The 15,833-nt window shown below is 64.1% G+C and carries 17 protein-coding genes; 15 read left to right on the top strand and 2 right to left on the bottom strand.

Annotation, left to right across the window (positions count from 1 at the left end; genetic code table 11):
• Position 1 precedes the first annotated feature (1 nt).
• A complete protein-coding gene (locus tag JQ553_RS10580; protein WP_212499886.1) occupies positions 2–1,183 on the top strand; it encodes a P22 phage major capsid protein family protein in 1,182 nt (393 codons plus the stop codon).
• Positions 1,184–1,258: 75 nt separating this feature from the next.
• Here JQ553_RS10580 and JQ553_RS10585 read toward each other — a convergent pair whose 3' ends face one another.
• Positions 1,259–1,663 carry a hypothetical protein gene (locus JQ553_RS10585; RefSeq protein WP_212499887.1) on the bottom strand — a complete coding sequence of 135 codons (405 nt, stop codon included), beginning with the start codon at positions 1,661–1,663 and terminating at the stop codon, positions 1,259–1,261.
• Between JQ553_RS10585 and JQ553_RS10590 the strand changes: the two genes are divergently transcribed.
• The 13 genes from JQ553_RS10590 to JQ553_RS10650 all read left to right on the top strand — a co-directional run bounded on the left by JQ553_RS10590 (position 1,656) and on the right by JQ553_RS10650 (position 14,694).
• Positions 1,656–2,159 (top strand): DnaT-like ssDNA-binding protein, encoded by a 504-nt coding sequence (locus JQ553_RS10590; RefSeq protein WP_212499888.1) that lies wholly within the window; start codon positions 1,656–1,658, stop codon positions 2,157–2,159. The genes JQ553_RS10585 and JQ553_RS10590 overlap by 8 nt on opposite strands.
• A 62-nt stretch (positions 2,160–2,221) precedes the next feature.
• The gene (locus JQ553_RS10595) at positions 2,222–3,115 is read left to right on the top strand and encodes a hypothetical protein (RefSeq protein WP_212499889.1); all 894 of its coding nucleotides are present in this window, start codon (positions 2,222–2,224) and stop codon (positions 3,113–3,115) included.
• A gap of 73 nt (positions 3,116–3,188) precedes the next feature.
• Positions 3,189–4,088: a hypothetical protein gene (locus JQ553_RS10600; RefSeq protein ID WP_212499890.1), complete on the top strand. Its 900-nt coding sequence runs from the start codon at positions 3,189–3,191 to the stop codon at positions 4,086–4,088.
• A gap of 60 nt (positions 4,089–4,148) precedes the next feature.
• Positions 4,149–6,611, top strand: a complete 2,463-nt coding sequence (locus JQ553_RS10605) for a hypothetical protein (protein WP_212499891.1) — start codon at positions 4,149–4,151, stop codon at positions 6,609–6,611.
• Positions 6,612–6,624: 13 nt separating this feature from the next.
• Complete coding sequence (locus JQ553_RS10610; RefSeq protein ID WP_212499892.1) at positions 6,625–6,900, top strand: hypothetical protein; 276 nt, start codon at positions 6,625–6,627, stop codon at positions 6,898–6,900.
• 1 nt (position 6,901) lies between these two features.
• A complete protein-coding gene (locus JQ553_RS10615; RefSeq protein WP_212499893.1) occupies positions 6,902–7,378 on the top strand; it encodes a hypothetical protein in 477 nt (158 codons plus the stop codon).
• Between the two features lie 12 nt (positions 7,379–7,390).
• Positions 7,391–7,930: a hypothetical protein gene (locus JQ553_RS10620; RefSeq protein ID WP_212499894.1), complete on the top strand. Its 540-nt coding sequence runs from the start codon at positions 7,391–7,393 to the stop codon at positions 7,928–7,930.
• Positions 7,930–10,245, top strand: coding sequence for a right-handed parallel beta-helix repeat-containing protein (locus tag JQ553_RS10625; protein ID WP_212499895.1), 2,316 nt, complete (start codon positions 7,930–7,932; stop codon positions 10,243–10,245). The genes JQ553_RS10620 and JQ553_RS10625 overlap by 1 nt, the downstream gene beginning before the upstream one ends.
• A gap of 10 nt (positions 10,246–10,255) precedes the next feature.
• The gene (locus JQ553_RS10630) at positions 10,256–11,131 is read left to right on the top strand and encodes a hypothetical protein (RefSeq protein WP_212499896.1); all 876 of its coding nucleotides are present in this window, start codon (positions 10,256–10,258) and stop codon (positions 11,129–11,131) included.
• An 11-nt stretch (positions 11,132–11,142) separates the two neighbouring features.
• A complete protein-coding gene (locus JQ553_RS10635) occupies positions 11,143–11,313 on the top strand; it encodes a hypothetical protein (protein ID WP_212499897.1) in 171 nt (56 codons plus the stop codon).
• 43 nt (positions 11,314–11,356) lie between these two features.
• A complete protein-coding gene (locus JQ553_RS10640; protein ID WP_212499898.1) occupies positions 11,357–13,312 on the top strand; it encodes a hypothetical protein in 1,956 nt (651 codons plus the stop codon).
• A 42-nt stretch (positions 13,313–13,354) separates the two neighbouring features.
• Positions 13,355–13,792, top strand: a complete 438-nt coding sequence (locus tag JQ553_RS10645) for a hypothetical protein (protein ID WP_212499899.1) — start codon at positions 13,355–13,357, stop codon at positions 13,790–13,792.
• Positions 13,792–14,694, top strand: a complete 903-nt coding sequence (locus JQ553_RS10650; protein WP_212499900.1) for a hypothetical protein — start codon at positions 13,792–13,794, stop codon at positions 14,692–14,694. Before JQ553_RS10645 ends, JQ553_RS10650 begins: the two co-directional genes overlap by 1 nt.
• On the opposite strand, the gene JQ553_RS10655 is transcribed toward JQ553_RS10650, so the two are convergent.
• Positions 14,691–15,320, bottom strand: a complete 630-nt coding sequence (locus JQ553_RS10655; RefSeq protein ID WP_212499901.1) for a GIY-YIG nuclease family protein — start codon at positions 15,318–15,320, stop codon at positions 14,691–14,693. The genes JQ553_RS10650 and JQ553_RS10655 overlap by 4 nt on opposite strands.
• Positions 15,321–15,361: 41 nt before the next feature.
• Here JQ553_RS10655 and JQ553_RS10660 point away from each other — a divergent pair, with 41 nt between their 5' ends.
• On the top strand, positions 15,362–15,730 hold the full coding sequence (locus JQ553_RS10660; RefSeq protein ID WP_212499902.1) for a hypothetical protein: 369 nt from the start codon (positions 15,362–15,364) through the stop codon (positions 15,728–15,730).
• Positions 15,731–15,833: the final 103 nt, after the last annotated feature.

The raw sequence follows: 15,833 nt of genomic DNA on the forward strand, positions 1-15,833 counted from the left end.
CATGCCCGTTATTAACAACACCCTCACCAACCTGATCCCGACGCTTTACGAGTCGCTCGACGTTGTTTCGCGCGAGCTGGTCGGCTTCATCGGCGCCGTCAATCGCAATTCGTCGGCTACGCGCGCCGCGCTGAATGAATCGATCCTGGTGCCGATCGTTCCCACCAATACGATGGGCGACAACACGCCGGACATCACTGCGCCGGCTACCGGCAACCAGACAATCGGCAACGTGCCGATGACGATCAGCAAATCAAAGCATGTTCCGATCCGCTGGAACGGTGAGGAACAGCGCGGCATGCTCAATGCCGGCACCTATGGCGCCACGCTGCGGAATCAGTTCACCCAGGCATTCCGCACGATCTGCAACGCGGTCGAGACCGACTTGGCGGTTGCGGCCTATCAGGGCGCCTCGCGAGCCTTCGGCAACGCCGGCACCGCACCGTTCGGCACCGCTGGCGACCTCTCGGATATCGCCGGCGTGCTGAAGATCATGGACGATAACGGCGCACCGCCAAGCGATCGTCATCTCGTGCTCGGCACCGCGGCGATGGCCAACATCCGCGGCAAGCAGAACGTGCTATTCAAGGTCAACGAGGCCGGCACCGACCAGCTGCTGCGCGATGGCATGATCGGACGCCTGGAGGGTGCTGCGATCCACAACTCCGGCCAGACGCAGACCACGGTCAAGGGCACGGGCACGGCCTATACGACCACTGCAGCCGGCTTCGCAGCAGGCACGACCGTGATTCCCTTGATCACCGGCTCGGGCACCATCGTCGCGGGCGACGTCGTGACCTTTGCGAATGACCCGGCGGCAGGAAAGTACGTCGTGGCCGTGGGCATCGCAGCTCCTGGCTCGATCACGATCAACGCACCGGGCTTGGTGGCGGCGCTGCCATCCGGTGTGAATGCCGTAACCGTTGCCAACAACGCCGCGCAGAACGTGATGTTCGACCGCAACGCGATCCAGCTGATCACCCGCGCTCCGCAGATGCCGCTTGGCCCCGACGGCGTGCCGATGGACATGGCCGACGACGTCATCACCCTGACCGACCCGATCTCCAACATCTCTTTCGATGTGGCGGTCTATCGGCAGTTCATGTCGCTGGTCTACCACGTCCGCCTGGCGTGGGGCGTCGCTGCGGTGAAGTCTGCCCACATCGCCACGCTGATCGGCTGATTTTTGACGATAAGAGCGGCCCGCTACGCGCGGGCTGCTCATTCGAAATGGGGCCAACCAGGACAAGCGAAAATGTCAGCACATCATCCAACGAAAGCCGAAGCCGCTGCCGCTGAAGCAAAGGCAGAGAAGGCCGCCGAAGCCAAAGCCGAGAAAGCGGCCACGGTCGAAGCCAAGGCCAAACATGACCTCGCCGCGAGCATCAAGGATCGGATAGCAGCCGAACGTGCTGCACATCCCCACCTCGAGCCGGCCCTTGAAGGCAGCCTGATCGGGATGCTCGAAGGCAAGGCCGATGAGAAGACACCAGCGCAGGACGAGATCCATCTGCGACTTGAGCAAGTTCGCGTGTTCGTCGATCAAGCCATACGCGAGGCCGAAGGCGGTCTGAGGACGCTGCTCGAGCAGCTGCGCCGCCTGCTGTTCTGATCGAGGCCTGACGATGACGCTGGTGGTTGAAGATGGCACCGGAGTGGCCACCGCCAACTCCTATGCGACGGTGGACACCGCCAACGCCTATCACACGACGCGCGGCAACATGGCGTGGCTCACAACCGACGGCGACCCGACGTCTGCGTTGATCCGAGCCACGCAATACATCGAGGGCAAGTATCGCGGCCGGTGGCCAGGCCTGCCGATAAAGTATCGGCTCGGCGGTCTCTCCGATTCTCAGCAGGCATTGTCGTGGCCGCGCTATGGCGCCGTCGACAACAATGGCTTTGCGATCCTGCCCAACACGGTCCCGATCGAAGTCGTCTACGCGACCTGCGAGGCGGCACTGCGCGAGTTGCTCAGCCCCGGATCGCTGCAGCCCGACATCACCTTGACCGGCATCAAGCGCGAATGGGCCGGCGATACCGGTTTCGAATATTTCCAGGGCGTTGCCGTGCCGCCCCACGTGACCGTCATCGACGGGATTCTCGCACCCATCCTGCTCACAAGCAGCAAGCTATTTGGCTGCACCGAAAGGTTCTGAACACGACCGGCTCGAAGGCGCCGGCTGCATCTGGAAATAAACTCTAACCAGGATCGACAGCCATGACCGGCTTCAGCGACTTTGCCGCCAAGAACGTGTTGAACTATCTCACCGGTCAAGTGCCGATGCCGGGAACGACCGCAGTGCCCGCCGTCTTCCTCGCACTGTTCACCGCCGTCGGCACCGATGCCGGCAGCTTCACCGAGGTCACAGGCGGCTCCTATACCCGCGTGCAGGTCGCCGGCACGGCGACCGCAGCCGGATCGATCTCGACCGCGTCGGCCACCATCACTATGCCGAACGTCTCGGGCTTCCCGTGGGTGCAGCCCGGCATGGCGGTGTACGACATCACCGCCAACAAGGTGATCGGCACGGTTCTGACCTGGGTCGGCACCACGCTGACGTTGACCGCCAACGCCGCTAACAACGGCTCGGGCTCGACCGACACGCTGTCGTTCTCCGCATTCCCGAATGCATCGGGAAGCGCGCCGTCATCGCTAACCAACGGCTCGGTGATCAGCTTCCCGCAGGCCAGCGCCAGCTGGGGCAACGTGATCGCGTGGGGTCTCTACGACGCTTCCTCGTCGGGCAATCTGCTGTTCTGGGACTTCATGGGCAACTTCGCGTGGTTGCCGTTTGAAACCCCGACAGGCTCCAACCCGACGTTCACGGTCAAGGGTCACGGCTATAGCTCGAACGATCCGATCGTGTTCACCGCCGAGTATGGCGGCACGCTGCCCACCGCCTCGACCGGCGTATTCACGGGCTACAACATTCTTTTCGCCGCACCTCTGGCGACCGACACCCTCAACGTCGACACCGTCTCCGGACCATCAACGCCCGTTGTTCTCACCTCGTCCGGCTCCGGCATGGTGCGCAAGATCGTCCAGCAGACCATTCCATCCGGCGTCACTGCCTCGTTCGCGGCCTCGACGCTCACCCTCACTGCAGCTTGAAAGGTGAAAATAAACCCGCAACTCACAGGAGACTTTGATGGTTGCGCCACTGAGGTATGCAGCGAATTGTGACTTGAGTGATCCGAAGGCGGTCTCGATCGGCTTCAATCTGTCAGACTGCGCGCCTTGGGCGCTCGGCACATTGCCGGCAGGATGCAAGGGCCTCGTGTGGATCGGCGCCGCGACGCTCACCAATGCGGTCAAGAACCTGATCAACTCGTGCGCCAATCAGCCCCAGCTTTGGGGCTTCTACATCTACGACGAGCCGGATCCGCATTCGGTCGGCGCCGCCGGACTGAAGGCGATCTCGGACTACTGTCACGCCACCTGTCCGGGCTGCAAGACCTTCATCGTGATCGTCGACGGCGGCGACGGCATCACTCCGAACTACGCGCCATCCTCGATCTATCTGAACACCGGCATCGACTATTTCGGCATCGATCAGTATCCGGTGCAGATCCACATCCAGGACTCACAGATCGAAGCCACGATCACGAACTACATCAACAATGCCCTGGCGGCCGGCTTCCCGCTCGCGAAGCTCGTGCCGGTGGTGCAGTGCTCGGGCGGCGACGGCGTCATGATCATGCCGACCGCAAGCCAGATGACGCGGATGTTCAGCGCGTGGGATGCCGGCATTCCGAGCCCGGCGTTCGAGTACACCTACGAATGGGGTCTCAACTCCGGCGAGACCGCATCGCTGATGACGGCCTCGGCCGCGGTGCAGGCCGTCTATCAGCAGCGCTACAGCGCCGTTGCTCCGCCGCCTCCGCCTCCGCCCCCACCGCCTGCCGAAGCTTTCTTCACCGGCACCTCGGCGCCGGCCGCTTCGCTCGGCAATGTCGGCGACGTATACGCCCAGGTTGCCACCTCGGTGTCGCAGGGCGCGCCACAGGTGACAGTGCCGCCTCCGGTCGTCACCACCACCACTACGTTCTGGAAGAAAGGCTCTAGCGGCTGGGTCGCTCAGTAATCGGTCCCGGGCGCGGGGGCGTTTTCGCTCCCGCGCCTGTTCAATTACGCGGGGCTTGCGATGGCCGTAGCATTCGATGCGCAGGGCCATACGGGCTCCGGCGGCTCAAGCACCACGTCGATCTCGAGCTCGAGCATCATCACGGTCGGCGCCGGCTCGAACCGCGCGCTCGTCGTCTTCCTGATGTTCGTGACCGGCGGAGGCTCCGGCATACCGACCGGCATCAGCGTCACCTGGAACGGCGTCGCGATGACGGCGATCACAGGGGCGACGTTCTCCGACGTCACGTCGGGCGTGTCGATCATTGCGTACGGGCTGGTCAATCCGGCCAGCGGGGCCAATGTACTCGCCGCATCGTGGACTGGCGCGAGGTTCACTGGATTAGGCGCTATCTCGTTCACCGGCGTCAACCAGACCGGGGGCGCCACCTCGTTCGCGCACGGCAATGGCACACACGGCAACGCCGGGGGCACCGCCACCGTGGCCGTCACCAGCGCCACCGGCAACATGACGGCGGCGGCCTATACCAACGACGGCAGCAGCACCTTCACCGGTACCTCGGCGACGCAGGATTTCGTCGATACGACGCTGTCTAACAGCGCCATGAACCACACGGCCGGTTCGGCCAGCAACACGATGACGGCGACGCAGGGCGGCACCAACTGGGTCGCTGCCGGCGTCGATATCGTGGCCGCCGCCTCCACGCAAGCGCTGACGGCGGCAGCCAAGGCCATCACGCGCGGAGCCGCTGGCATCACCGGCAAGTCGGCAATCGCCGCGCGCACGATCGCGATCACAAAGGCGCGCGCCACGATTGCCGGCCGAGCTGCGCTGGCGGCAAGGACGATCACCGCGGCGACCGGCAAGTTCGGTACGATGTCGGGCAAGCTATCGCTCGCCGCGCGCACGCTTGCGGCGAGTTTTGCTAGGGGCATCGCGGCCCCGGCCAACGTCCTTCTCGTCCATACCGATCACGCCGAAGACGCGACCTCGCAGACGACCTATACATGGTCGTCAAGAAATTTTGCGATCGGCGCGGCCAACGTCAACCGGCTCGTCACGGTCGGCATCACGGCGCGGCTCGCCACCTCGTCGGCCACGCTCAACAGCGTCACGATCGGGGGCGTCACCGCCACCAAGATCGACGAAGCCCTCAACACGATCGGCGGCGCGCTCTCCATCACATCAGTGTGGATGGCCGCGATCCCCGCCGGCACCACCGCCACGGTATCCGCGACCTTCTCGACCGCGATGCTGCGCGCCGGCTGCGATGTCTGGACGGCAACCGGCCCCTCCGCGGTGCCAAGCGTATCGTCGAGCGCAGACAACAGCGGGAACACCGCGACCAACGTAGCCACTGACGGGCCACTCACGGTCCCTGCCGGCGGCGGCACGATCGTATTCGTCTCAACGTTCAACGGCAGCGCGCCAACGCTGACGCCGACCAATTACACAACCGCACCGTCCGGCGTGGTCCTGATCGGCGGCACGATGTACTACGCCTCCGGCTCCGACACCGTTGCCGGAAGCAAGACCTACACCTCGACCTGGACTCTCGGCAGCAGCGGCGCGACCGGCGTCGCCGTGGTGTTCAGTCTGGCGGCGAACACGCTTGTTGCCCTGGTCGCATCCAGCCTGGCCGCGGCCAAGGGCATGGCCGGGAACTCCGGCACGGTCGCCATCGCGGCCCGTTCGCTTGCGGCGAGCTTGGCCAGAGCAGCCCTCAGTTTTCCGGTGCTGCTCAGCGCGCGGTCGCAGGTCGAAAGCTTCGGCCGCGCCACCATCGCCGGCAAGACATCGCTTGCGGCGCGCAGCCAGGGCAGCGCAACCGGCAAGGCTGCAGGCAGCTTCAAGGCCGTGCTGGCAGCGGCCAGTAGCGCTGCGACCAAGGGCGCGTTGAGCTTTGCCGGCAAGCTCTCGCTCGCCGCGCGCGCTACAGCGGCGAGCTTCGGCAAGATGGTGCCGCCCGGCGCGGTCGCGCTGCTGGCGCGCTCGTTTGCCGCGGCAACCGGACGGATCGCTTTTGCTGGCAAGACATCGCTACAGGCCGCCACATCGGCCAGGACTAAGGCGAGCGCCGGTCTCGTCGCCGGCCTATTGCTGCAGGCTCGCAGCTTCGGCGCGACGCGGGGCCGGGCCGGATTGAGCGCACTGGCGCGACTGTCGGCCCGGTCGCTCAACGCCAGCAAGGGCGTCGCGTCTGGGGCGGCCAAGGCACTGCTGTCTGCGAATTCCCGCGCCGCAGCCGTGGGCCGCCTGGGTCTCATGTCCGGAAAGGTCGCGCTTGCCACCCGCAGCGCAGCCGCGGCCGCTAGTCGCACCATTCTGAATCTGGCCGTGCCGAATATCGCGTTGTTTGCGCGATCGATGGCCGCGGGCTTCGCCAGGGCGATGCTGTTTCTACCGTCGATCCGGTCAGTCAATGCACCAGCCGAGATCCGCAGCACAGATGCTCCGCATGAGACGCGCAGCGCAGATGCTCAGCAAGAGACGCGCAGCGTCGACGTGCCGCCACTAACGTGATCGGGGAGGTGACATGCTGACGTGGCCGCCGAAAGACCCGGGCGAGGTGCTCGACTACGACATCAACTGGGCCCCTCGCCTCGGCTCCGATACGATCGTCACGTCGGATTGGGTGACGCAGCCCGGCATCACGCTGACGATCAATTCGAAATCATTCACCTCGCAGCTAACCAAGGTCTGGCTATCGGGCGGCACGATCGGCGAAACCTACGTGCTGAAGAACACCGTCACGACGGTCGCGGGCGATACGGTGATCGAAAGCGTGTCCATCCTGATCAGGGCGAAGTGACGTGCTTCTCTTGCTCCTCAACCAGAGTCCGGTGGTGGTATCGCCGCCGCCACCAGATACGACCACGCCGCCACGAGCTGCGCCGGCGACGAGGGTTGCGAGCAAGCTCTATCCGCGCACGATCGATGTTCGTCGCCTCAAGACGGTAGCGGGCACGTCAGACACACTTGGCCTGACCGGCTACTCGGGCGCGGAGGCGTCGACCGGATCATCGCCGGAGGGCGAGACCGTGCTGTTCACGGGCATCCCCGCCTCGATCCAGGCACGAGCGACCGGCCGCAAGAAGGATTCATCGCTGCCGCAGGACGTGGTCTATGCGCCGACATGGCACATCTGGGTGCCGCGCGGAGCGCTGGCAAAAGACGCGGTGCGCGATCGCGACGTCATCGTCGATGACAATGGCTACCGCTACGAAGTCGCGCAGAACTACTGGAACTTGCTTGGCTACAAGCTGGTCTGCATCCGTCTTGAAGCATAAGGTGATTTAAAAATGTCGATCACACTTCCCGGCGCAGGCTCCCCAGTCGAAACGGTGCCTGGCGCCAACGGCCTCGATCAGCGCCAAGTCATCCTGGCCTATGGCGCTGGTGCGTCCGTCGAGGTCGTGCCGACTGTGACGGCCGGCGCCTATACCGCGGGCTTTGTGATCGGGGGCGTCATGACGTTCGCCAATATCCTGCCGCCCGGGTCGTTCAACGGCCTGCTGGAAAGCATCACGCTCAAGTTCAAGGCCACGGCACAAACGACAGAGTTCGACGTCGCGATCTTCTCGACCGCTCCAGGTGGGACCTTCGCCGATCACGGCGCGCCGGCGATTGCAGCTGGAGACAGCGCGCTTCTGCTCGGCATCTTCCAGCTTACCGCCAATCAAAGTCAGCTCGGCACTCACACGCTCTACATGCTTGACGGCATCGGCAAGCAGATCGTCGGCACCTCGACGTCGCTCTTTGCTGTCGTGATCTCGAAGGCCGTGCCTGTCGCTCCGGCATCGGCGTCGGATATGTCGCTCAAGCTTGGGATGATCTGGTAATGATCGGGGCGCGACGCGCGCTTCTCGGCAGATCGGGCGGATCGGCTGGTCGCCAGCCGACCTACTTCTTCTCGGCTGCTGGCAGCGACGCCAACGATGGGCGCAGCATCAGCTCGCCGAAGCAGACCTTGGCGGCATTCAACGCGCTATCACTGACGCCGACCGATTACGTCGCCTTCCGCGGTGGCGACACATTCTCGGGGACGATGACGATCCCGAATGGTGGCTCGGCGCTGTCGCGCGTGATCATCGGCAGCTACGGCGTCGGCAAGCCGACGATATCAGCCCCGGCCAACAGCAACGCAGTCGTCGCCAACAACCTGTCCTATCTGACGATCAAGAACATCTCGGTGACTGGGTCGGGCACGACCAACGGCGACGGCATCACGATCAACAATACGGCCGGCGCAGCCACCGACGTCACGATCGACAGCTGCACGGCAACTGGCTTCGCCCATGACGGCATCTGGGCAAATGTCACCGGCGGCTCGATTACCAACATTGCGATCACCAACTGCACGACGAACGGCAACTCGACCGGCGCGATCAACAACGGCTGCGGCATCCAGCTTCGCGGCGTCTACGGCGCCCAGATCTCCGGGGCCTATTCGTTCATCAACCCTCTGATCTTCAACTGCGTCGCCAACAACAACACGGGCGCCAACGGCACCACGAACTGGTGCGGCAGCGGTATCCACACCGCACAGTGCTCCGGCGGCGGCATCTTCGCATCATCCGCCGACAATAACGGCGCCGGCTGCAATGCCGGCTCGGGACCATCGGGCATATGGATTTCGGACTGCAGCGCGCACGTCATTCAGTCCTGCGAGTCGAGCAACAACAAGACCGCGCTCAACGACGGCGTCGGCTTCGACATGGATGGCGGCTGCGTCAACTGCATACTGCAGTATAGCTACAGCCACGGCAACATGGGCGCCGGGCTGATGTGCTTCGCCTATTCCGATCCGAGCTTCATCAACGGCAACCTCAACAACATCATCCGCTTCAACGTCAGCGCCAATGATGCGAACGGCGCCTCGACGATCGAGGGCGGCGTCTTCATCGTCTCGGCCAACGGAACGCCGAACACCGGCTTCCAGGTCTACGGCAACACGGTCTTTACCGCGGGATCATCGGCGACATCGGCCTGTGTCGTGCTGGGGCAGAACACCGGCGCGCTGAGCGGCACGATCGCGAACAACATCTTCATGTCGCGCGCGAACTCCAAGCTTACGATCACCAACGGGACCATGTCCGGCGTCGCGGTGACCGGCAATTGCTGGTTCCCGGTAGCAAACCAGTCGTTCTCGCTCAATTGGGCCGGCACCACTTACAGTTCGTATTCGGCATGGCAGACCGCGACCGGGCTCGAGAAGATCGCCGGCGTCAATGTCGGGCTCAACACCGACCCGCTGCTCTGCAATATCGGCTACAGCGCATCGCTGGCGTCGTCGTCGGCCTCTCAAAAGAACAGCTTCAAGCTACAGCCGACATCGCCGTGCCTTGGCACCGGCGTCAACCTGTTGACCCAGTATTCGATCAACGTCGGAGGCCGCGACTACTTCAACAATGTCGCGCCGCGCGCCGTTGGCGTCTACGACATGGGCTGCGCCCAAGGGGCGGCCGTGCTCGGCCCGCAGGTCACCGCAACCCTGACCGACAACGCCGCCGACACCACGTCCGGCACGACGTTCGCGTTCGGCAGCCGCAGCTGGTCGATCGGGACCGCGGACGCGAGCCGGATCGTAGTTGCAGATGTCGTCGCGCGCATAGCCGCCAGCACGACGGTGACGGCGACATCTCTCACCATCGGCGGGATCACGTTCACGCTGATCCCGGGCTCGGATGGCCGCCAGACCAACGGCGGCAACCTAACGACGCACTCCAAATGGATGGCGCTGATTCCGACTGGGACCACGCTCGGAGCGGCGTCGCTGGTGATGAGCGGCTCGACGGTGCGCGTGGCGATGACGCTGCATTCGGTCGTCAATGCGGATCAGGTCTTCCCGCAAAACTGCAACGTGGCGAACTTCACCGATGCGACCACCGGCGTGACCGCAACGGGCCTGCTGACGTGCCCGGGCAATGGCGTCGCCTTGATCGGCGCATCGCTTGCCAGCGTTGCCAGCGGCACGCCGACGTGCACGCCCACGAACTACACCAACGATCTCGCCGGGACGGCGTTCGGGATCAGCGCCTATAGCACCGGCACTTCGTCGGCCTCGGGCCAGAAAGTCTATTCATCGGTGTGGAGCGGGAACACGCCGCAGTCCGCCTCGGGTTCTTACGCGGCGTGGGGGCCGATCATTCAATAGGCAGGGTTGAATGGCCGATCTCTCCGACGTCACCGCCTATCTGGCGCAGCAGGCCGCCGCCGCGGTCTATCCGAATGGCACCTCGCAGCCCTCGGTCGCGGCGATGGACTGTCGCATCTTCGAGGGCTGGCCGCTGCCGGATCAACTCGACCGCGACATGCTCGGCCAGACGCTTGCCGGATCGCCGTCGGCGCCGGCCTCTCGTCCTGGTGGCACTGTCGCCAATGTCTCGATCTACCCGCTGCCGGGCACCGGCGTCGCGGTCTATCAGATCCTCGACGAGACCTACCTGATCACGCCGCCGGCGATCAGCACGACGTTCACGCTGGTCGGCAACCTGATCACGGTATCGGGTGCGCTATCGAGTGGCGAGTATCTGACGCTGGTCATCGACGATGCCGTGGTCTGCTCGCAGACCGGCGCCAACGTCGCAGCGATGTTGGCCGCGCTGGCGGCGCAAGCGGTCGCGGCTGGCTATGCCGCAACCTCGACGGCGACGACGCTGACCATTCCGTTCGGCCACTCGCTCGTTGTGCGCCAGGGCGGCAAGGCCGTTCAGGGCAAGGTCACGCATCGCCAGCGCCATTCGATCATGGTGACGGTATGGGCGCCAACGCATGCGGCGCGGTCGACGCTCGCAAGCGCGATCGATAACCTGATCAAGCAGTCGAACAAGGTCGCGATGCCCGACACGTCGCAGGCGATCGTGGTCTATAGCCGCACCAACATTTCTGACGAACTGCAAGCCGCCGCGATCTACCGCCGCGATCTGATCTATGACGTCGAGTATGCGACGGTCGAGCAATTCCCGGCCTACGTCATCACCTCGGTGCAGGTCTCGATCGCCAAGCCAGACAATTCCGCCATCGCTACCGCTCTAACATGAAGAGGTTGCCCGTGCGCCATCACCTGATCGTCGTGCATGAGTTCGGCCAATACGCTAAAGGCGACAAGATCATCGCATCTGACGAAGTCGCGAAGGTCCTCGACAGTCCGCAGCATACCCACGTCGTCAAGATCGCCGCGCCGGACGAGCCGCCGGCGCTGCCGGCGGACGAGGACGAGTAGCGCTCGCCTATCAACGCCACCCACCTAAAAAGGAACGTAGACCATGCCCGTCTTCCTCGACGGCCAGCAGAACCTTGCTGCGCTCACGGTACCCGGCGTTTATGGCGACATCGTACTGCCTTCACCGTTCATCGCGGGCACGCCGACCAACATCGAAGGTCTGGTCGGCGTCGGCAGCTGGGGGCCGCTCAACTCGCTGATCCCGGTCTCGAAGCCGTCCGATGCGGCGATTCAGATCGGGCCGCCAATGAGGCGCGACTATGACATCTCCTCCTATGTCTCGGCGGCATCGCAGGTCGGCGGCGCGATCGGATTCCTCTGCGTACGCGTCTCCGACGGCACCGATCTTGCCGCGAGTGCATCGATCCAGAGCGGCGCGCTGACGGTGACGGGCAAATATACCGGAACGCTCGGCAACGGCATCACCTTCTCGCTGCAGCAAGGCTCGCTCGCGAATTCGCTGATGGCCGTGATCGCCTTCCCGGGCCTCGTGCCGGAGCAGTTCAACAACATCATGGGCCCGACCCCGGCGTCCGGATCCGCGACCTTCTCCGGCAATCCTGTCGCCAACGACACGCTGACGATCGCCGGCACCGCGATCACCTTCGTGGTCTCCGGTGCGACCGGCCTGCAGGTCAATATCGGTTCTTCGCTCGCGGTCACGCTGTCGAACCTGTTGAACCTGCTGCAGACCTCGGCCGATGCCGGCCTCGTCAAATGCAACTATTCGCTCTCGGGCTCAGTGCTCACGATCGTCGCGAACCAGTTCCAGGGCACCGGCACGAATGCCGGCAGCGGCGGCAACGCGCTGACGCTCGCCAAGACCTCGACCGCGATCACGGTATCCGGCGCGACGCTCACCGGCGGCGTTGGCACCTGGCAGACGTTCTGGACCAACGCGGCGGCCGTCATCAATGCCGGCAACGCGACGCGCGGCCCGAGCTTCACCGTGGTCGCCACCGCGGGCACCTCGACCCTGGTGCCGCTCTTGAGCACGACGATCACGCTGTCGGGCGGCACCGATGGCGCCGGCAACGTCACCGATGCCACGCTGGTCGGGCAGGACATCGTGCCGCGCAAGGGCATGTATGCGCTCCGGCAATCGAACTGTGATTGCTTCACGCTATGCGACCTGTCGACCTCGTCGTTCTACGCGGCGATCGCTTCCTTCGCGCTGTCGGAAACCATGCTCGGCATCTTCGCGACGGTAAAGGGCGACACCATCCAGAACGCGATCGCCACGCGCATCAACTCCGGCGTCGACACGCCCTGGTTCAAGCTGATCCTGGGCGACTGGCCGACGTTCTTCGATAGCTTCAATCAGCTGTCGCGCCTGATCAGCCCGGCGGCGTTCGGCATCGGCATCTACGGCAATCTCTCGCCGCAGCAGTCGGCGCTCAACAAGCCGCTGCAGGGCATCTCGGCGACGCAGCGCTCACAGCTCGGCCAGACCTATTCCGACACCGAACTGTCGCTGATCAACACCGGCGGCATCGACGCCATCCTGCCGCCGACGTCCTCGCCGGGCGGGTTCTACTTCTCGTTCGCCACCGGCCGCAACTGCTCGAGCAACACGGCGGCGAACGGCGACGAGTACACGCGGATGACCAACTTCCTGATCCGCGCCTCGCAGAGCAAGGCGGCGGGCGCCTTCGTCGGTCAGCTGCAGTCGATCCAGCCGAACGATCAGACCCGCGCAAAGGCGAAAGCACTGTTCGACGGCTTCTCGGCGCAGCTGGCTTCGCCGGAAGTCGGCCTCGGAATCAACGGCCAGGGCATGATCGACAAGCCCTGGATGGTGATCTGCGATCTCACCAACAACCCGCCGGCGTTGCAGGCGCAGGGTTACCTATTCCTGTATTGGCAGGTTCGCTACCTCAATGTCATCCGCTACTTCGTGGTGAAATTCCAGGGTGGCGGCAACGTCACTGTGATCGACACCGGCTCCAACCAGCTGCCGAGCCCGTCGCAGTTCGCGACTGTCAACGCCTCGGTGTAGCCGAAGCCCAAAGGTCATTTTCCAACTCAATAGGAGGTCACCTTGCCGGTGAACGGAATGAACACGGGCGTCGACTACGCCCTATTCTACTTCGACGGTGCAACTGGCGCGCTGGTCGATCTCGGCGACGTCCAGAACGTCAAGATCATCGCGCTCAAGCACGACATCAAGTCGATGCCCTACAACCGGGTGCCGCGCTATGGCTATGTGCCTGACGGCTTCAAGATCGATTTCTCGATCACGCGGACCGGTGCGGCGCTTGAGGATTTCATGGTCGCGGCGTCGGCGTCGTTCAACGCCGGCGCCATTCAGAAGCCGGGCTATCTGCAGGAAACCATCATCAACCCAGACGGCTCGATCAGCCGCTACCAGTACACGGAGATGGTGATCTTCCTGACCGATCATGGCGAGATCAGCCGCGACAAGCCGGTCACACTCGCGCTCGAGGGCATGAGCAGCGAAAAGGTGCCGATCGCCTGATGCAGGTCGGCATCATCACCGTTGACGGCAGGCAGGTCGGCGTCGTCTCGCAGACCGAAGGCGATGTCGTCGACACGTTCACGCCAGACCTCGAAGGCTATGAGCCGCAGGGCCGCGCCTCGGAGACACCGCAGGGCGGCACGAAAGAGCCCGCGCCGGCGCCGCATCACGGCTACCACCATCACGGCGGCCGTCATCGCGAGCCGGGACATCACGAGCACCGCCAGCGCCGACGCGAGCCTGAAAAGCCGCGCATGCGCTTTGGTGGCGAGGGCGACACGGACCCCGTCAGCCCGCAGCGCCAGGGCTATCAACCGCGCGGCGAAGAGTATCGCGGCGAGCGTGGCCATCCGGTGCACCAGGGCTCGGCCGAAGTCGACCGCGCGATCGTCGAGGCCGCGCGCGCACACAACCTCGATCCGAACTTCATGCGCTCGATCGCCTCGATCGAAAGCGGCATGAATCCTTCGAGCAACGCCAACCGCTCGACGCAGTACAAGGGCCTGTTCCAGATGGGCTCTCGCGGGCCAAAGAGCGAATGGGCGCGGTTCGGCGGCGGCGGCAACATCTATTCCGCGCAAGACAACGCGATGGCCGCGGCGCGCTACTTCGACGCCAATAGGACCGTGTTCCGCCAGCACTATCACCGCGACCCGACCGACACTGAGATGTATATGATGCATCAGCAGGGGCTCGGCTTCTACACGCGCGGGGCGATGACGAACATCCGCGGCAACCCGTATCCGGGCATGCGAGGCGCACAGAGTCACGAGACCTTCGAAGAAGGATGGGGCCGCGAAGTCGCGCGGCGCAAGGCTGGCTATGCTGCGCGCTCGAAGCCGGAAGTCAAAGCCGAAGAGACGCCGCCGAAGCCCTTCGATCCCGAGACCGACCCGCTCTAGTAGTAGCGCTGTTCTTCGGTCCAGGGCGCTCGCAGCGCCGCCCAGATCGCCGACGGCCTGATGGCGATGGCGAGCCTCGGACCGATCCCGCTCCACACGCCGAGCAGGGTGACGACGACGCGCAGGATCCAGATCGCGAACGAATACACCAGCGCGCCAAGGGCGAGTTGGGTGTGTGTGATCGCTCCCGCTTGAAAGAGCGGCACCAGGCTGAAGAAAAACGTGTAGCCGAAAAACGCAATCGCCGGCGACAGCAGGACCCAGACCCACGCCGGCGGCCTGCCGCCGATCATGGGCGGATATTTCGGCGCGATCGCATCGGCATCGACCGGCTTGACGCGATAGCCGAGCCGGTGCGCGGCCGCCATCACGGCGGTGATCGCGACGTCTGGCGGCACCGTGAACCACTCGTCGCCGCCCGGCGATTTGTACTGGTTCAGCATGAAATGGGCTTCGACCTCGATCGGGCCGGCCACGTTGTCGATCGTCTCGCCGACGAATTCGAATTTCAGCGGAAAGGGCGACCCGGTTTGCAGGTCTTTAATGCGCTGCGCCGGGTTGTCAGTGATGCCGATCTTCTGCCGGCCGTGGTCGCCGGAAATCACGTAAATGAATGCCTTGGCCATCGTCTGGGTTCCATTAATGGTTGCGTCAACATAGGACAGTCATGAGTAAAGCGAAAGACACCCCCTCCGAATCGATAGCGGAAGCGGCCAATACGACCGATTGGGCGATGGACACCAGGGGCCGGCGGATCACGGTCAGCAAGCTTGATGCACTGCAATACTACCGCCTCGCCAAGGCGATGGGCGCCGTCTCCTCAAACCAGGCGGCAATGGATTTCGCGATGATCGCGGCCACGGTGCGCAAGATCGACGCGACCAAATTCCCGATCCCGAGCACGGAGCGGGATGTCGAGTTCATGATCCAGCAACTCGGCTTCGAGGGCATCAATGCTGCCGGCGTCGCGCTCGAAAAGCTGAACAGGCAGGACGAGGAAGCCAAAAAGGCAGAGGAAGAAGCCGCAAAAAACTAAGCAGGCGACCCTGGTTCAAGCTACGGGTCGCCGCTGTTCATGCTGGTCTCGACTTCGATGTGGCCTTCTCGGCCGACGACGGTTTCCTGATGGCGTGGATCGT

Source organism: Bradyrhizobium lablabi (assembly GCF_018131005.1).
Classification (GTDB): Bacteria; Pseudomonadota; Alphaproteobacteria; order Rhizobiales; family Xanthobacteraceae; genus Bradyrhizobium; species Bradyrhizobium lablabi_D.